This window comes from Ureibacillus xyleni, assembly GCF_900217795.1.
In the GTDB taxonomy this organism is placed as follows: Bacteria; Bacillota; Bacilli; order Bacillales_A; family Planococcaceae; genus Ureibacillus; species Ureibacillus xyleni.
Genome location: NZ_OBMQ01000023.1, coordinates 1 through 17751, shown reverse-complemented (window position 1 = coordinate 17751; position 17751 = coordinate 1). Strand labels below are relative to the sequence as shown.

Sequence of the window (17751 nt, the reverse complement as noted above, 5' to 3'; positions counted from 1 at the left end):
TTTCGTGGTTCTTCTGGCCTTCTCCAGCTGTGGCGTTACTTGGGGCGGTGTTGTTACCGGTTGCGATTCGGGCGGGACTTCCGGCGCTTGGCGTTGCGATGGCGATGAACTTATTTGGTCATGGGATTGCGTTATCTGGGGACTTTATTATACAGGGCGCACCAAAGTTAACGGCGGATGCTGCGGGTATTCCAGTTGCTGATGTGATATCGGCTAGTATTCCCCTTGTTATTGTCATGGGTGTTGTGACAACGATTGTGGCATTTATATTCTTACGTCGTGATATGAAACGTGGCAATATGGAAATGGTCGGCACATTTGGTGAAAAGGTTGTAGAAGATGTTAATGAAAAATTACTCACAATAGGCCAACGAAAGTTCTTTGCATTATTAATTCCAGTTGCCTTTATTGTTGACGTTGTGGCGATGTCTGTATTTGATTTAACAGGTGGTGATGCAACGGCGCTTGTCGGAGGAACAACAGTCTTTATTCTACTATTATTAGCAGTATTTGCGCACAAAAACGACGGGCTCGAGAAAACAACAAGCTATTTAATCGAAGGGTTCCAATTTGGGTTTAAAGTATTTGGGCCGGTAATTCCAATTGCTGCCTTCTTCTATTTAGGAGATTCTGGTTTCACGAAAATTATTGGTGAATATTTACCCTCTGCTTCTCAAGGAATCGTTAACGACTTAGGTCTTGCGTTAGCTGCTGTCGTGCCGTTAACTGCTGAAATTGCGGCGGTTACGTTAACAGGTGTAGGTGCCATCACAGGGTTAGACGGCTCTGGCTTCTCTGGTATCACTCTAGCTGGATCCATCGCGAATCTCTTCGGCACTGCCATTGGTGAAGGTACTGCCACATTAACCGCGCTTGGGCAACTTGCTGCGATTTGGGTTGGCGGCGGTACTTTAGTTCCTTGGGCATTAATTCCAGCTGCTGCGATTTGTAATGTGAGTCCATTTGAATTAGCACGTCGAAACTTCTTACCTGTCGTGATCGGGTTAGTTGTCACAACGATTGTCGCGATGTTTATTTTATAACGATAGAAAACGCTTGGAAAGTTAAGAGCTCTCCAAGCGTTTTTGTATTCCTTCAACGTCACACCGTATTTTATAAAAATCAACAATTAATGGGTGCGTGTCTTGAGTCAAGGTGAATTGCTTTAATCTCCTTTTCCCTACCCGTCGATCAAACATTGAAAAAGCTTTTATCATCACATTTTCTGAATTCCATGCTTCTTCAATGGAAAGGGAACTGTATGTCATGAGAGGTTCATAGAGATGATAGCTTTCAAATATATTTTGATTAGTTAAAATTTGCTCTGCTTCATCCCCTGCTTTCAGTAACTCTTGACGTTCTGCGGATTGAAACATAATATTCCAATCCGGGTTATAGGGAATTGTTTTATCTCCTTTTATTTGCTGATATAATTTCTCATACTCCACACTATATGTTACATCAGAAGCACTCAAAATTTCTTTTCCATCCCGTGTTATCCATACTCTCGCTGGGCTGTCGTGAAACTTCCGATACACGGTTGCATGGATGTGAATTCGGCCTTTTAGTTTTTCACATAAGAAACTTTCGAGAGTTGATTTTGTTTTACTCCACTTCATTGTCGTCACCTTTTAATGGGATATGAATTTCCGCTGAACCTTCTAAATAAATCGGATAACTTACGAAATAAAGTCGAACAGGATTGACCGCATCTTTTAAGTCAAAAGTATAACTTGCTTCTTCTTTTCCATCAATACCTGATACGGAATGACCGGTACTGTAAAATTGCTTGCCGTTTGCATCGAACACGGAACTGAATAGCTGGCGGTGGTGATTTGGTCTATCCGGGTACTTTACATCAATTATACTCGATCCTCGAATTGTTAGTTCAAAATCATGCAATTTCGGCATTTTTACTATTTCGCCCTTTAAAAAATCAATTTCAATATAATCCTCACCCTTTGGCATTGCTTCTACCTGATCAATGACAAGAGTTAAACTTTGGGGTTCTCTAAAATAATTACTTTGGATAAATAGACTATTTTGTTCTTCGCGGAAACCTCCGAAGCCAGTAATGCCGTTTGTGATTGTCCCCCACTCTTCCCCGTGTTCATCCAATACTTTTAACTCACCAATTTGTAAAATTTGCTGCGTATTGTCCGGGTCATCTGTTAGCTTAATTTCTGCGCGTAACGGTGACACTTTAATCGAATCCACGTGAAGTTTTTGCCCTTCAATTTCAATTGTTTGATTGATTTCTATTTGTTTCGAAGCTTTAATTGGTTGGGTTAAAGTAAATGGAACGTTAAACGTTGTACGAGCATCATCGCCAAAACTTAGTGTGATTTCAAAGTTTGGATTTGTATAGTCCATTTGTTTACTAGACACAATTTCAATTTTTTCTTGGATAACGTTGGTTGGGTCTTTTGGTGCCCAACTGTAACCTGACGATGCTTCTATGTCTTTTCCATTTTGTGTCAACTTGTGTTTTGTTGTTTGAAGTTCCGAAATATCATAAGGAGCCTCGAGTTGATAAAAGATAATCATTCCTGACTCATCGGCAATCGTCCCTAGAATGGTTAAAGTGAGTTTGTTCTTTGTTTGTACGATATTGAGCTCTTCGTAATATTCATTTTCTACAATATCCTTTACCCCTTTATCCTGGGTAATCATTTCAACGAGTGCTGCAAATCCTGGAATTTTCGCCACCGTTTGAGCAAAGGCAGGTGATACACGAATAGAAGTAATGAAGGTTAGAATTAGAATCGCTGCGAAAATGAATTGCTTGGTTGTTCTTCTTTTTATCTGTTGATTTCGTTTGTATTTCGAAAATGCTTGTTGTCGCGCTTGGTGGAGTTTGTCTTGCGGAACTTCGATTGCTTGCAAATTTTGTTTTAATTTTTCATATTCGTTCTGACTCATGATTGACTTCCCTCCCCAAATAGTTGACGTAATTTACGGATTGCTGTATGTAGCCGCGATTTGACAGTACCTTCAGGGATGCTGATTTCTTGCGCGATTTCTTCATTTTTTAAATCTCGGTAATATTTCATGTAGATTAACTGTTGCTGTTCAATCGATAATTTTGAAAGAGCCTCGTGAAGTTCCAAATAAGATGGATCAGTATGAGCTTCCATCTCTAAAGAATCGTGCAATTCAACACGGCTTTTTTTCTTTTGCATATCATGACAAACATTGAGTAAAACACGCACGAGCCAAGTGGATAGATATTCCGGTTTTTTTACGGTGTGGCGTTTCTTTAAACTGCGATATGTAAACTCTTGAATGGCTTCAAGTGCATCATGTTCATTGCGAAAATAATGAAAGGCAATACGGTAATGGGTGTCTTCTTGTGATTGAAGAATTTCGAGAAATGATTCGTCATCGCCGCGAATCGCCCGTTTTGCTCGGTCAATTTCACACATTGCATCTCCCCCTTTAGTTATTAGACCGTTTAAACTACAAAAACGTTCAGATAAATTTTGTTGAAATGGATGAATTTTTTCGCTATCCGGACGAAACGTTGCTGTATGTGGACGAAATTTTGTTCTATCTGGACGAATCTCCTTGCTATCCGGACGAAAATTTCAATATAAAAGCCAGGCACCTGAGCAATCCCAAATGCCTAGCTTTAAATTGTATAGAATTTTCAGAATTGTTTGTGTACCGGGTACCTTTAAATATGGAACTCGATGCTGTCGTCCACATAGTGCCATTCGTATGGTGTTTCTTGGTATACGTAGTAGTTTAACCAGTTGTAGAACAGTAAGTGCGAGTGTGCACGCCATGTGTTTTTTGGTGTTTGGCTTGGGTCGTTATTCGGGAAATAGTTCACCGGCATGTCCACTGGTTCGCCTTTTGCTACATCGCGTTCATATTCATCAGCCAATGTTGTCGCGTCATATTCTAAGTGACCTGTAATCATAATATGTCTTGTATCTTTTGATTGAATAATAAATGGACCCGCTTCTTCAGAATAACTTAATAAGCGTAGTTCAGGATGTTCGCGCACTTCATCAAGCGATACAGACGTATGACGAGAATGCGGTGCAACGTATTCATCGCTAAATCCGCGCACTAAATCTTCCGTTAAATCTGTAATCACATGCGAGTAAATACCCGAACATTTTTTCGGTAATTCGAATTTGCCAATATTAAAGTGATGATAAAGTGCAGCTTGAGCGCCCCAGCAAATGTACATACAAGAGGTAACATTGACTTTTGCCCAATCCATAATCGATGTTACTTCTTCCCAATAGTTAACCGCTTCAAACTCCATTCGTTCAACAGGGGCACCTGTGATGATCATGCCATCAAAGCGACGATGTTTCACTTCATCGAATGTATTATAAAATGTGTCTAAATGTGATTTTGACACGTTTTTGGAAGCGTAAGTGGCTGTGTTTAAAAACGTAACGTTCGTTTGGAGTGGTGTATTTCCTAGTAACCGTAATAGTTGCAGCTCGGTTTTTTCTTTTTCTGGCATTAAGTTAAACACTAAAATATTTAATGGTCGTATTTGTTGTGTTTTGGCACGGTCTTCTTCCATGACGAAAATTTTCTCTTGTCGTAATTTTTCGCCTGCCGGTAAATTTTTCGGTATATTAATAGGCATTTAACGTTCCCCCATTTCTTTTCATCTCAAAATAAAAAACCCCTCATTCCAGCATGAGAATGAGAGGGTATAATTTATATGCCGCACTCTTATCTCCCAAGACAAACTCGCCTTGCTGGAATTAGCACCTTTCTAACGAATGTTAGAGGTTGCTGAAGCTTCATCGGGCCATATCCCTCTGCTTCTCTTGATAAGAAAGATGAAATTAATGTAATACTATCATGTAGAAGAAATATTTGCAATATTCTAGATTACTTTTTTGTTAAAAATCTTTCTTTCCAGATAGTTTTTTCTTTTTCTTCGATTTGATGTTGTAAAATCTCATCCCAATTATTCGTCAGTGTGTTCCAAACGCGAGATGTAAATTGCCCTTTTTCGTCATCAAAAAGGACAAATTCAATACATGGCACATCATTCACTTGAATATCTTCAAAAGATTCAACGGACGTAATAAATAAGTTACTTTCTTCTTCTGCTTCTTCATCGGTTTGGAGCGAACGTAATTCTTTAATAATCTTTTCGTTATCGACTTGAAGCTCCTCCACTTGTACTTGGTGTCTATAAATTTCTTCAGGGAAATCTTCAAAGTCCAGTACTGCCTCAATTTCACCGTGTAAGAACGTTTGATGGGTTGGGCTGTATAAAGTTTCCATCGACGTCATGTCTTGATCTTCTTCAAAGACGCCACTCGTTAGTTGTTGTAGCCCTTTTTCCGTTAATCGATAATGTTCTTCTTTCGTGATTAATCCCGTTTTTTGCATTTTAGATAATAAATCTTGAATGAATAGTTCTTCTACTAGTAATATTTCACTTAGTTGTTCGGCTTTTTTAAACTTAGCTTTTTGCAATGAAATTAAAAGCATTTTCATTAAAATGTCCATTTTTGTACGAAGAATCGGTTTGTATGCGATGTTAACCGTATGAACGGGAACACACCAGATCAATCTCTCCAAAATGGTCGTTTTATGAAATTGTTGTGATAGTTTTTGTTGAAGTGCATGGAGTTCCATCGTTCCGTCCTTTCAAAACACTAAGATGTTAGTTCCTTTACATTGCGATAGCCATTTTGAGATTTGACGACAGTTAGCAAGTGGCTATACATGTTTCGTGTTTCTTCTTTTTTCGGTCGTTTCGTGAACATATCGACACTGCCGATGAGAACGAGAAGCTCCCGCGCACGTGATAAGGCAACATTCAGACGGCGATAATCTTTTGCAAAGCCGATTTCCCCGTTTTTGTTGTCATTGTTGCGGACCATACTCACTAAAATAACGTCCATTTCCATCCCTTGGAATTTATCGACAGAACCTGTACGAATGTGTAAATGTGGCAAATGGAGTTCGTGTTCAATCATGCGGTTTATGCGCTTCACCTGTTCTGCATAGAAACTGATTACCCCAACTGATTTCAGCTCATCTTGAGGGATTAGCCCCTGTTGTTTTGCGATTTCAGTAGAATGATTTAAGTCCATTAACATGGCACGGATGGTTTTTAGCTCTTCTGCGTTTAATAAACTCGAGCCTTCCTTCATTCGCTCCTCGAAGTAACTTGGCGAGTTCGGTAAATCAATCCATAATAAATGATCGCTTCGTTTGATTAAACTGCTTTCTAATTTATGATCGCGTGCTGCATCAGAATCAGCTAGACCACATTTTAACGAATCCCCTTCATTTTCATAAAACGGAGCAATCGTTTTCATAATATTTTCGTGCATTCGATATTGGATTGCGAGCATTTTTTTATTTGTTTTCGGCAAGTTTTTGTACAGACGCTCGAACAGGGATTCTTCTAGTAATTTTTCTAACTCTCGTTTTTCTTCAAAAGTATTGCTTTCACTAATCACCGTTTCCAATGTTTCCTCAAAAGTGTCGTCCCCAATTAATGGCGGTAGTTGGTGATGGTCCCCTACTAAGACTATCTTTTTACCCTTTAACATTGGAAGTAGTAATTCAGGTGGTGTTGCTTTTGAAACCTCATCAATAATGACCACATCAAAAATCGGATAGTTGTCCATAAATTCTTTATTGGCAGAAGCAACACAAGTTGTTCCAATAACATTCGCGTGTTTAACATAAAGTTTACGAATTTCGTCTAAATCGTGTTCGGTTGCTTGATCTAACAACCCTTTCCATTCGACTTGTAGCTCTTGCGTAATTGGTAGCATTTCGATTTTCAAATTCAGCTTTTCAATTTGTTCTTCTAATGCTTCTATTTTTTCTTTCGTTTTTTCCAGTTCCAATTCAGGATTTTGCTTTGTAATCTGCTCAAGTTGTTGTAAATCCTTTTCAAGTTGTATCCCTTTTGAATTCAACTCTTTTAACTGATTAATCATGTCTTTCAGAACAGTCTCACCATTTGCCAGTTCAGACGCAACACGTTCCTGCTCTTGTTTCTTGGTTTGTAGTTGTGCTTCAATGTCAGTTTGTTTCAATTTCGTTTCTTGAAGTTCTGCTATTTCGGTTTTAAGTAAGTGACAAACGGATTGAAGTTCCTCGATAGACGGTAGTATTGAGATGTCGCCAACATTTTGTTTAATCGAATCTAGTTGCGCTTTTAAATGAGATGCATTTAGTAGTAGATTTGCTTTTTTACTGTTTAACCCATCAATTGTAGATTGCTCAACGCCTGTTTGCATCATGATTTGTTCAATGACTTCTTCTTTTATTTTCGTAAACACAAGAACGGATTCATTGATTAATGCTTGATAACGTTGAGATAGTTGAGCTAAGTATAGTTTCCTTGAATAAAGCCCTTCAACTGAACGCGTTCCATTAAAGGCATTTATCTTTTGCTGAGCAAATGCTTTACTCAATTCCGTCAAAAACTCATTCACTTCTTGTAATGAATAATGTTGGTTTGGTGGTAGATTGGACACCTGAACATGAATGCCAAGTGTTTTCTGACTATATTCAATTGCTTTTTCTAGTCTTGCTGAAATGTCATTTAACGATTTAAACTGACTAATTTGCTCGTGTAGTTTTTCCATATCAGAAAATAACTGGCTTAGCACATAACCGCGACGAATTTCATGTTCAACAATAAATTCTTCTATATCGTAAATCTTTTTAAAGGATTTCACTTTTTCTACAGTGCTTGAAATATCATTTGTTTTTGAGTGGATTTGTTCTAATTGATTGTTTAAGTGTGTAATGTCATTTTCAAGCTTTTGGTATTGTGCATCAACTTCCACATATCGAATGATTTGTTGGGATTGTGATAATTTTTCTTGTGCACGTTGAATTTGCTCATCCATTTCATCTGATGAACGAACAAGTTTTGTTAACTCTTCTATTTTACTGTCGATTTTTTCTTTTGAAGTGCGTAGTTTTTCAAGGGTTTCCTCTGTTTTTTCTCGATCTTTTTTAAGAGGAATGATTTGTTTTTTTAACTCAGCGATTTCAGCAGCAGTCTTTTCTAATTGCTCTTGTGCTTGTTGTTTGATAAGGATTTCTTGTTGTAGTCTTTGCTCTTTTTCTTTTAAATTTCCGATTTCTGTTGTCGCATCAGTAATTTCGATTTGTAGTTGATTTTCTTTTGTTTGATGCTGTTTGATTTCATTTGTAATGGCTTCGTAAGTTTGTTCTTTCCAAAAATCTGCCACATTCTCTTCAATGAATTTTTTGCCTTCTTCTTCAATGCTTTCAGTTCGGCCATATCGCAAAATTCGAATGTCTTTATTGGATAATAACCTGCCTAGTGCATTATCAACTGCTAAATTCGATTGGGAAGCAATGAGCGTTTTTAAACCTGCTTTTGCATTTTGATAACAAATCTCGGAAATAACGGTCGTCTTCCCTGTACCTGGTGGACCTTGGATGACGTATAAATCTTCCGCGCTGATTGCTCCTGTGACCGCATCACGCTGATATTCATTTAGGTTATTATAAAAATCGAGTTCAACATCTTTTTTTCGTTCGGCAATGGTCGGTTGATCTTCAAAAAGAATGTTTTCTAAATTGACATTGGCGGCTAAACCTTCCTTTAACCGGTCAAAGCCTTTTAATAAACGATTCAACTGAGATTTCGTTGAAGCATTGCTAAATGTAATATATTCAGAGGTAAAGTCAAATTCGTTATTACGGAATAATCTAGCTAATTTTGCGCTTAGTTCAATTTCAACAGTTCGATCTTGGCGATTTACTTTGGTAACTTCTCCTATTTCGCGCGGATAGCCTTTAACATATGCACTTAAACCTTTTAGCTGTTTCCATTGTTTGTCATCCACATGGCAACGAAGGGTCACTTTTGAATAATCTTCATTAAAATGAGTGGAGTTGAATGTTGCATCAATATCATCAATGCTTGCGTTTTTATATAAAACCTTTAAATACCCTTCCCAGCTCGAAATACGTTTGTTCACATAGTCGAAACGATCTTGTGCTACAGGGAGCTGGGCAATGGTAGAAATAAATTTTTCAGGATATGTATGTCCATTAATACGCGATGGGACTAAATGGATCCGCATTCGTTCACGGCGGTTAGTGACAACGGGAGTATGAGCCCCCCGAGTACGAAAACTTTTTGCCACTAAGCCATTTTTTAAGTCAAAAATACAATCCATAATGACTACACGACCTGCAAACTTTTTACTCAGATTCGTGTTTCGTTTGTTATCGAAATATAAAGTTAAGTTGATGGAGGTTTGTTCGATGGATTGTTTTTCAATATAGATGTCAAATGGATTTTGTAATTTGAAAAAGGCGTGTTCATCTTGAAAATGTTCTTGCATTGCAAGGCGAGCGGTATTGGTTAACACGATGAAACATTTCACAGATTCAAGAGCGATTTTTTGTACCATGAACACACCTCACTTTCTTTCAAAAATATTCACAAACGTCATTATAACAAGATACGTCCCTTGATGGTAGTTTCATAAAAAAATAAAACAGACTAGCTTGGCTAGCCTGAGTTGGTGAATTAGTTTTTAAGTACGAGCAATTTCTAAGTATTTGGCATCCCACTCAGGATCTATTTTACTTAAAGCGGTTGGTCGGAAAGTATCCTTCTTCACTAACGTATGTAAGGTTGTTCCTGTTGCTGCAACAGAGCCGTCTTCATGAAGGATTTCATAGCCATAAGTTGTGCGTAGTTTGGAATGATTTTCAACCCATGTACGAACCGTTGCAACTTGCCCATAACGCATTGCTTTTTTATATTGGACCGATACATCTAACACCGGTGAAATGTACCCGTGCTCCTCTAACCCAGCATAATTATACCCAAGATCAGAAATTAGTTTTGTACGCCCAATCTCCATCCATACTAAGTAATTCGCATGATACACCACACCCATTTGGTCTGTTTCGGCATAGCGAATTTCGATTTGTTTTTCACTGACAAACATTGTATCACCTCTAGCACTAATTATACCGTAAAAACAAGTGATTTCATGGGTTTAGGCTTAAAATTTTATAATTTTGGTGATTTACAATGATTGCCCTTTTTCATCTTGTTACCTTTGTATTACCCGATTCAACGGTTCTATGTTCTAATCCAAGGAGCCGTTTTACCTCTTCATCAGTCCAATTCCTTAAAGCAATATTACTATATCTTTTTTGGTAAACTGCTCCCCGTTCAAGTATAGTGTATTCAGTAAACGTACTGTCCCACTTTTCCGATTGAACTTTAACCCCAAGTTTACCTAGTTCGTATTTGACAGCTCTTAAGTCTTGTTGAAGTTCTTTTATTTTTGCTTCCATCCATAGTTCAAAAGCATTTTTCATTTTTAAGTCATCCAGATGTTTACGTTCGCGCTCAAGTGTTCGTATCGTTAAATCTAAAATAATTTGTTTATGGATGATTTCTGAAATGGCAGCATTCATATGATGTCACGTTCTTTCTGAATTACTGGTTTCAATGCAAGTATATTTTCAATAGTAAAAGTGCGGTTGGCGTGCCTTGTGAAGCAGTACGCGCTAAATGTATCATTTGTAATCTTAGTGACCTTAATACGACGTTTTGTGATGGCATTATTTTTATCAATGTACATCATATCAACTAGCAGATTCCGTTTGAACATTTTTAATAACTGCTCTTTCACTTTTATCCCTCCACAACCAGAACATTTGTTTGTTCTAATTATAGAACATCTGTTCCTGTTCTGCAATAAAAAAACACCCTTCCACATGTGGAAAGGTGAATTTCATTATTTTTTTATTGCTCCCATACCCTCTAAGATGATTTTTGCATCGGCATTTAGATAATTCAACGTCTCATCTTTTAAGAGTAATTTTTCTTTTCCTTTTAGATTAAGCTTCAATCCACGTATATCTAAACGAGATGCATACGTATTGATCACCTTTATTTCATTAATTTCTGTTTTGGATAGCGGTTTTTCCCCGGAATTTATTTTTTCAATAATAAATTTAAGAATTTCTCTCGCGTTACTTTTTAGAAAAGCACGCTCTTGATTAACGATTTCCAAATTGTCCTCAATGTATTTTCTAGCTGTCGTAAAATCCAACTGCTCCACAGCTTCATTTATTTTGGAAATAATTTCTTTTACATCCACTACTAAAGTCACCCACCTATAATTTTTTATACCTATATAAGTATCGGTACAAAAGAATTATTTTTAAGACTATTTTATTCCATATCAACTATTTTATGTGAAAGATTTCTCCCTCGGTTGACGGTTCCTTGCTTACATAGCTTACATCATAAAAAATAATTTGTCCCATTAACACATAAAAAAGCTTGGCGAAAAAAACCAAGCTTATTAAGAAAACCATTATTTAGCTATTTGTCCGCCATCGATTGCGATTTTGAGCACCTGTCACAAAACGTGCTTCGTCTGAGGCTAGGAAGAATACAAGATAAGCAACATCTTCCCGGAAATCCGCGTAGAGTAAGCTAACGTTTCAATCATTGTAACGATGAGTAAAAAGAAAGATATGGTAACAACCTTACCTGTTAAAATTTCCATAGCATCCCCTCCAAATAAATTTATATTGTTGACGCTATATTTGGAAGCCTGTTCCACTTATTTTTTTGAATACTCGTACAGATAAAACCCCGAATATTCCACAAAAAATCCATCTTTGATTACGTCATAATTTTCTGGTTCAATGGCAAATCCAAAAGCAGAATTTGGGCCTTGGCTATTTTGACCAACAACACATTTCTCGCCTTTTTGATTATAAACATTGTAATCATTAAATGATCCGCTAGTAGAGAACGTGCCATCTTCATTAAAAATGCCATTATACAGAAAAGTACCTTTGCTATAGTTTAAATTGTAAGAGGTGTCAAAGGAGAAATAGATATCCTCACCTCTATTCCAAACCTGGACGAGAAGGATGTTTGTATTGTGTTTCTCGGTTAGTTTAAGTTCGAAATTTTGTTCTTTCTCGTTCGTAAAAGGAATCCATTCAGGTTTTATAAAAAGCTTGATCGTTTCTTTATTTGCCATCTGGTGAAGGTCATATCCATCTCGTTCTATCACATTTTTTAAAATACCTTCGTTTGAATATTTGCCAACATAAAATATGTATCCCAACAAAAGAAAACATCCAAGTATGATAAAATTTTTCTTTGTCATAATGCACTCCTTTTCAAAAAAGTACGCCATACAATCAGGAAAAAAGAAAGAGTTAAGCAAAATGTGTTTATGACAGTTCATATGGGCTCATAAATGAAATATTCATCGCCAAATTTAAGACAATCTACATAAATTGTCATTTGCTTCATAATCTTGATCTCTTTCTTTTTAATAAGAGAACAAATGCAATAACAAACAAAATAATAGAAATTAAAAGTGTCATTCCCGAAGATATCGGTGTTAAAAAACCTAAAATCAATAGAATTATTCCTAGTACAATTAGTAGGACAACGATACAAATCACTCCTTTATCCTATAATTTTAGTTTCAGCTATCGCTAGTTTATTGAACCCGCGCGATGTAGTTCATAAATACATTACTTGTTATTTTTAGTTCTTGAATTAAACGTACAATTTTAATATGAAAGAAATTGGAAGAAGTTTCAATTTTTTGCGATCTCAACTTTAGGATAGCGCCAGATTCTATAATTTTGCTTGATATATGTCGAATTCTTTCACCCAAAACAACGCCTCTTCTTTCGTTAATTGTTCTGACGTTTGTAGCTCTATTGAATTGTCCGGATGGTTCGCTAGATTTTTAAGTTTCATTAGAGTCTTCTCGTTTTTTTGCTCTTTACCCGGCTCGTACTTAATAAATCTACTTTTCATCTTCTGACTTTCTAGCATTAATAAAAAAGACGTTCCCCACGATAAAAATTCCTAAGCTAATGAACATAAATATCCCAGAATACTTATTGTTGAATAGTGTTGTATTTGCTAGTATGACCACCATCATGAGCACGAGTGAAACATATAACCCGTTAATATTTTTCATACTTAACCCTCATTTCTTCCTTATTTGCATGTCTTTTGGCAAATGTAGATGGGGAAAACGTAATTTTGTATTTCGGATTCATTTCCTTCTTTACTTTTTCCGTTAGCTTTAATCCTTGTTGGTTATGTATTTCTTCCAGTTCAAACCCATTTGTAACGATAGCGTCATTCGCCCAATCGATCCACTCACCATACGTTGAAATCCACTCCGCTAATTCAGATTTTAATTCCTCGGAAAGTGGAACTTGTGAAATGCAAAAATTCGTACGACATCTATTACACCAGATTGCATCAGCACTGATATCTGCTTCCACTCTTAAATTATATGTTTCATTACATTTACATTGGTCGATCATTGGTTTTTCTCTCCTTCTACATACTAAACGCTATATACATCGAAGCAATCAAATTGACCATTCCATGTAATAACCAGCTTGATAAAATTGAACCATTTGATTCCTTTTCATTAATCCAGCCCACAACGAATGAAAGTATCCATCCAAATGTTTGAGGAAAGCCACTTGATGTTAAAATGACCGCGATTTCTTAAACGAGTGAACGGCTCTGAAATTATGTATTAATCAAATCATTTTTTCTCTAATTCTTTAATTTGTTTTTTTATCTCTTTAAGCTCTGACTTTAAAGACTTCACCTGTCTCGAAGTGTCAATACCATATCGAACGGCATATGTAATTGTGAGAAAAAGTATAATAAAGCCTATAATGCCGAATAGAAAAATTTCCAATCCCGTGTCACTCCTAATTTATAAACTTATTTCGTTCCCTGCTCACCAAAACCTACACCAAATTTTTACTTGTTTAAATACCTAATCCGAAAGAACAAACGATATAATGCTAAAACGCTGGTTAGACTTGAAATCGAAGGCAGCCTATGATTAAACTATCGCCATTTATCCCATTTCCCTTTTGCATGTATAACTTTATTACGAGTTTCATTGGAAAAAGTTTCAATTCAAAAAGCGCAAATCTTTAAGAATTGCGCCCATTCTTTTTCCATTTTATATAGTTGTAACTGGAATCGACAAAGATAAGAAGTAAGAAAATTGCTCCTACCAGTATGTATTCAATTGAAGTTAAATCAACCAGCCAAAATAAAGCAAGGTAGACTAAGAGGGCAAAGGGAATCCCCCACAGAGAGCGGATGAATCTTCTGCGATAAGATAACCTATAATAGCCTAGGACAAATCCCTTATCCTTTTTTTCAACATCTTTAAATAGTAACCACATGACTAAATTCACAATGAACACAGTTATTAATGAAACAAAAAAGTATGGTAGAATATTCACGATTTCCCCCCTATATTAATAGTAAAGGTAGGTGAAGATATGAGAATTTATTCGATGTTTGTGATATCTGTTTTACTTCTATCTGGTTGTAATCGTCAACTTGAAGAAGAAAGACAAGCTTATGTTGAAGAAGTAACATCGAAGACAGAATCTTATTTAAGTGTAAAAGAAGGGTTCGATGTTTATTTTGAGTTATTTATTTCAGGTGAATTAACAGAAAAAGATGAATTAAAAAATAAAAGTCAATTGGCGTTACAATCAGTAAAAGCAACGATTGAAGAACTTCAACAAATAACAGTACCAAAAATAACAACAAAATATCATCAAGATTTGTTAGACTCTTATGAATTACAGCAAAAATTTTTAGAGGAACTTCTGCTTCACCTCGAAACAGATCATAATGAAAAAAGTGTTTTGGATTATTATAAAAAAGTAAATGAAAAGCAAAAAGAATTAACAAAAGATATGATTAAGCTGAACCACTAATAACAAATTCAATGCCAGTGGGTTTTTTATTTGGCATTTTATATTGTTTAAACATTAATTTATATTTGGAAATATCGTCGGGTAAAGTGGGAGAGATGACAAATGTAAAAGATTCATGACCACCAGTGCCTCCCCCACCATCAATACGGCAATCATAATTTTCTTTCCCTTCGATTGAAAGTTCAAAAAAGCTATGTTCCCGATGATGCCAATCAACATTGGGATAAATTCTATCAATATCTAAATGGACCACACTTGCATTTTCAAACTGACTTACAAAAGTAACAGTATAAAATATATCATCTTTTTCAAACGATTTTAGAATCGGTATATTTTTAAGAAAGCCATTTGGTTCAACTATAGGTTTATAAAACTCTTCATTTAAGAAGTTAGCAAAAACAATATTTAGAAAGTCTTTATAAAAGGAATATTTTTCTGCCCAAGTTGCAATTAATTCTCTAGTAGGAAAACCTGGATTATTAGAAAGATCTTTCCGTTGCTTAAGTAAGTGACATATTTCTTCATCGATTGCAGCTACTCTTTGATCGTAATGTTCTGTCGGTGGTTCAAATGGCATTCGTTTCATCGTTTTCCTCCAAAAAAAGTATAATATAAATAATTTTAACATAATTTACCAAGTTAACCATACTTATTATTTTATCTTAGTTTCCCTGTTTAGCCGGCTGTAGCAAAGGTCTTCCAAAAATTAGTTCGTAGTAAGTACCGTCTTCTTTAGGCTTACAAGATATTTTTTTTAAACTCAACTTTTACGATGTATTCATACATGCTCAGTGACCTCTTAAAAAAGTAAATCGATCGGCTGAGATAATAAAGTCAATTAGTTCCATATTTTTATTTTGAAGTAAGACATGAAACTCGTATTTGTCCTCCACTTTGTACACTTCTTCATATAACCACCATGCTTCTTCCAATACATCATCTTGTTTTAAGATATTCATATTTTCAAAGGTTATTTCATTGATATCTGTAAACCCGCCTGACGTATCAAGGTGTAATGTTAAGGAGTTGCCATTTTGAACGACTTTTATGACTATACAATCATGAAATGCGAAGTTTTCAACAATTTCTTTACTAATCGATTTGGAGGCCTCTTGGTAATATTTTCTAAAATCCCCACTAACCTTGTCTATTATCCTGTCATTTTCCTCGCAAAATTTGGTTACAGCGTCTAAGACATCTCGGCTTGCTTTGTTTAACGCAAATACCCTTAAATCCGCGATCTGGTTTAAAATCGTTTCTGGTAATCCCCTTTTGAAATGCGCTAGATTATATAGGAGAACATCGTGGAATTGTTCCTTTTCTTTATCTCTATCAAACGTTTCTTTATGCCCATATTCGGTTACTAAACAATGATGAATTTCCTCTTGTGTATCAAGCCAACGATGTAACTCAGCGTTGTAAAGTTGTTGAAAATATTCTTCGGAAAAGTGTTGTGCTTGTGGATCTTCCTCTAAGAGTAGGTGGAAACTCGTTTTTTGGCATAGTTCGTACCAATCTTTCGTAAAATATTTCAATTAATCAACCTCGCTTTTTGTTATTATACATATTTGGAAATCTTACACCTAAGTGATGTTTGTTGTTTAAAATGATTGGAATACTATAAATATTGCTGCCAATATTTGAAATTTCTTAAGTACCGTTCGTGGTAAATACCCATCTTTAGTTTATAAACCCTGCTCCAATTAAACAGTAAATAATAAAGCTAAACATAATAGCACCCAAAATTGTATTGATTTCCGTGTTCTCATTCCCTTTTTTTATCTTCTTCGCCAAAGAAACACAATTGACAAAGAAAAATATTGCGATAATTGGTGTTCCATAAACAATTATATATTCCATCCATTCTCTCCCTTTTATGAAAGTAATGCGCATAATTTTTGTTCAAAACCAATTTTTTACTTTAGTTACATCACAGTTTCCCCTATTGATAAAACCTTCAATTGCTCTTTTGGAAGCTGGCGTTTTTCCCATTCACGTAGTAATCGCTCTAAAGCTTCGGGTCCTGTGTCATCTGCCAAACGATACGCTCCATAATGCATGGGCACAAACTGCTTCGCTTTTAGTTCAATAAATGCTTTCACACTATCTTCTGGAGAAATATGCGAGTCTGCCATAAACCACTCCGGTTCATAGGCGCCAATTGGCATAAATACGATATCAATCTTAAAACGTGCAGCTATCTCCATAAACCCTGAGAAATAGCCTGTATCCCCAACAAAGTAAAACGTTTCGTCGGTCGTTTGGAATATCCACCCACCCCAATGAGACGTATTCATGTCGTATAGCGATCTTCTTGTCCAGTGCTGAGCTGGTACAAAGCTAATTTGAATTCCCTTGTATTCAATTGATTCCCACCAGCTCATTTCTCTTACATTTTGATACCCTTTTTTTAAGAAAAGAGATTTCAATCCAATGGGAACAAAATAATCCGGATTTCCTTGTAGTTTTTTCAATGTTGGAAAGTCAAGATGATCATAATGACCATGGGAAATGACTACAATATCGATTTCCGGTAAATCTTCAATGGGTATTCCTGGATCAGTTAATCGCTTTTGAAAACCCATTCGTTTCGCCCATACCGGATCGGTAAGTATATTAAGCCCATTTAATTGAAGCAAAAAGGTCGAATGTCCAATCCAGGTATAAGAAGTTCGACTACGATTTTTTTTAATTTCTTGGATTTTTTTGGTTGAACATTGCGGTATATTTTTCGTTAAATCCTTTACTTTCCTGCGTCTTTCCTTCTGCCACTTTCGCATATCCTGAAATGATTTTTTATTTGATACATCATTCAAATTTCCATATCTTGTTCTCATAATCTCACCTTTGGGACAAAAAGATCCGGTTCTGTTGTCTAGGGCACTGAAAAAGTCGATTTTAATAAATTTTTATAATAAAAATACGCTCAGATCTTTTAGGAAGTGGGATTCACGAAGACTCCTACGGGAA

The 17751-nt window shown here is 36.0% G+C and carries 21 protein-coding genes and 1 riboswitch; of the genes, 2 read left to right on the top strand and 19 right to left on the bottom strand.

All coding sequences use genetic code 11. The features are described from left to right. The coding region (locus tag CRO00_RS19660; RefSeq protein WP_097075380.1) for a hypothetical protein at positions 1-1043 on the top strand (1043 nt) is incomplete at its 5' end. A gap of 21 nt (positions 1044-1064) precedes the next feature. Here the strand turns inward: CRO00_RS19660 and CRO00_RS19655 are convergent. From CRO00_RS19655 to CRO00_RS19585, 15 genes are all read right to left on the bottom strand, one after another. Then, complete coding sequence (locus CRO00_RS19655) at positions 1065-1619, bottom strand: SF0329 family protein (protein ID WP_097075379.1); 555 nt, start codon at positions 1617-1619, stop codon at positions 1065-1067. Beyond that, complete coding sequence (locus CRO00_RS19650; protein WP_097075378.1) at positions 1606-2922, bottom strand: DUF4179 domain-containing protein; 1317 nt, start codon at positions 2920-2922, stop codon at positions 1606-1608. The genes CRO00_RS19655 and CRO00_RS19650 overlap by 14 nt, the downstream gene beginning before the upstream one ends. Next, positions 2919-3425, bottom strand: coding sequence for a sigma-70 family RNA polymerase sigma factor (locus tag CRO00_RS19645; protein ID WP_097075377.1), 507 nt, complete (start codon positions 3423-3425; stop codon positions 2919-2921). Before CRO00_RS19645 ends, CRO00_RS19650 begins: the two co-directional genes overlap by 4 nt. Before the next feature lie 251 nt (positions 3426-3676). Further along, a complete protein-coding gene (gene metA, locus CRO00_RS19640) occupies positions 3677-4615 on the bottom strand; it encodes a homoserine O-acetyltransferase MetA (protein WP_097075376.1) in 939 nt (312 codons plus the stop codon). Positions 4616-4701: 86 nt separating this feature from the next. Further along, a riboswitch (SAM riboswitch) is annotated at positions 4702-4812 on the bottom strand. A 54-nt stretch (positions 4813-4866) separates the two neighbouring features. Next, complete coding sequence (locus tag CRO00_RS19635; RefSeq protein ID WP_097075375.1) at positions 4867-5625, bottom strand: hypothetical protein; 759 nt, start codon at positions 5623-5625, stop codon at positions 4867-4869. A gap of 20 nt (positions 5626-5645) precedes the next feature. Beyond that, positions 5646-9413 (bottom strand): AAA domain-containing protein, encoded by a 3768-nt coding sequence (locus tag CRO00_RS19630; RefSeq protein ID WP_097075374.1) that lies wholly within the window; start codon positions 9411-9413, stop codon positions 5646-5648. Positions 9414-9539: 126 nt separating this feature from the next. After that, a complete protein-coding gene (locus tag CRO00_RS19625; RefSeq protein WP_097075373.1) occupies positions 9540-9959 on the bottom strand; it encodes an acyl-CoA thioesterase in 420 nt (139 codons plus the stop codon). A gap of 100 nt (positions 9960-10059) precedes the next feature. After that, positions 10060-10437 carry a YhjD family protein gene (locus tag CRO00_RS19620; protein ID WP_097075372.1) on the bottom strand — a complete coding sequence of 126 codons (378 nt, stop codon included), beginning with the start codon at positions 10435-10437 and terminating at the stop codon, positions 10060-10062. Further along, positions 10434-10655, bottom strand: a complete 222-nt coding sequence (locus CRO00_RS19615) for a transcriptional regulator (protein ID WP_097075371.1) — start codon at positions 10653-10655, stop codon at positions 10434-10436. Before CRO00_RS19615 ends, CRO00_RS19620 begins: the two co-directional genes overlap by 4 nt. Before the next feature lie 105 nt (positions 10656-10760). Beyond that, positions 10761-11126, bottom strand: a complete 366-nt coding sequence (locus tag CRO00_RS19610) for a hypothetical protein (protein ID WP_097075370.1) — start codon at positions 11124-11126, stop codon at positions 10761-10763. A 471-nt stretch (positions 11127-11597) separates the two neighbouring features. After that, positions 11598-12155 carry a hypothetical protein gene (locus tag CRO00_RS19600; protein ID WP_097075369.1) on the bottom strand — a complete coding sequence of 186 codons (558 nt, stop codon included), beginning with the start codon at positions 12153-12155 and terminating at the stop codon, positions 11598-11600. Between the two features lie 482 nt (positions 12156-12637). Next, positions 12638-12823 carry a hypothetical protein gene (locus CRO00_RS19595; protein ID WP_097075368.1) on the bottom strand — a complete coding sequence of 62 codons (186 nt, stop codon included), beginning with the start codon at positions 12821-12823 and terminating at the stop codon, positions 12638-12640. Continuing rightward, positions 12813-12989 carry a hypothetical protein gene (locus CRO00_RS20370; RefSeq protein ID WP_202615715.1) on the bottom strand — a complete coding sequence of 59 codons (177 nt, stop codon included), beginning with the start codon at positions 12987-12989 and terminating at the stop codon, positions 12813-12815. Before CRO00_RS20370 ends, CRO00_RS19595 begins: the two co-directional genes overlap by 11 nt. Next, entirely contained in the window at positions 12976-13344 is a 369-nt protein-coding gene (locus CRO00_RS19590) for a hypothetical protein (RefSeq protein ID WP_097075367.1), read from the bottom strand. Before CRO00_RS19590 ends, CRO00_RS20370 begins: the two co-directional genes overlap by 14 nt. A 633-nt stretch (positions 13345-13977) precedes the next feature. Continuing rightward, on the bottom strand, positions 13978-14295 hold the full coding sequence (locus tag CRO00_RS19585; RefSeq protein ID WP_097075366.1) for a hypothetical protein: 318 nt from the start codon (positions 14293-14295) through the stop codon (positions 13978-13980). Between the two features lie 39 nt (positions 14296-14334). Between CRO00_RS19585 and CRO00_RS19580 the strand changes: the two genes are divergently transcribed. Then, positions 14335-14781, top strand: a complete 447-nt coding sequence (locus CRO00_RS19580) for a hypothetical protein (RefSeq protein WP_097075365.1) — start codon at positions 14335-14337, stop codon at positions 14779-14781. On the opposite strand, the gene CRO00_RS19575 is transcribed toward CRO00_RS19580, so the two are convergent. The 4 genes from CRO00_RS19575 to CRO00_RS19560 all read right to left on the bottom strand — a co-directional run bounded on the left by CRO00_RS19575 (position 14765) and on the right by CRO00_RS19560 (position 17618). Then, the gene (locus tag CRO00_RS19575; RefSeq protein ID WP_097075364.1) at positions 14765-15367 is read right to left on the bottom strand and encodes a hypothetical protein; all 603 of its coding nucleotides are present in this window, start codon (positions 15365-15367) and stop codon (positions 14765-14767) included. The genes CRO00_RS19580 and CRO00_RS19575 overlap by 17 nt on opposite strands. Positions 15368-15569: 202 nt before the next feature. Next, complete coding sequence (locus CRO00_RS19570; RefSeq protein WP_097075363.1) at positions 15570-16316, bottom strand: DUF4085 family protein; 747 nt, start codon at positions 16314-16316, stop codon at positions 15570-15572. A gap of 145 nt (positions 16317-16461) precedes the next feature. Beyond that, positions 16462-16641, bottom strand: a complete 180-nt coding sequence (locus CRO00_RS19565) for a hypothetical protein (protein WP_097075362.1) — start codon at positions 16639-16641, stop codon at positions 16462-16464. 65 nt (positions 16642-16706) lie between these two features. Beyond that, on the bottom strand, positions 16707-17618 hold the full coding sequence (locus tag CRO00_RS19560; protein ID WP_097075361.1) for an MBL fold metallo-hydrolase: 912 nt from the start codon (positions 17616-17618) through the stop codon (positions 16707-16709). Positions 17619-17751: the final 133 nt, after the last annotated feature.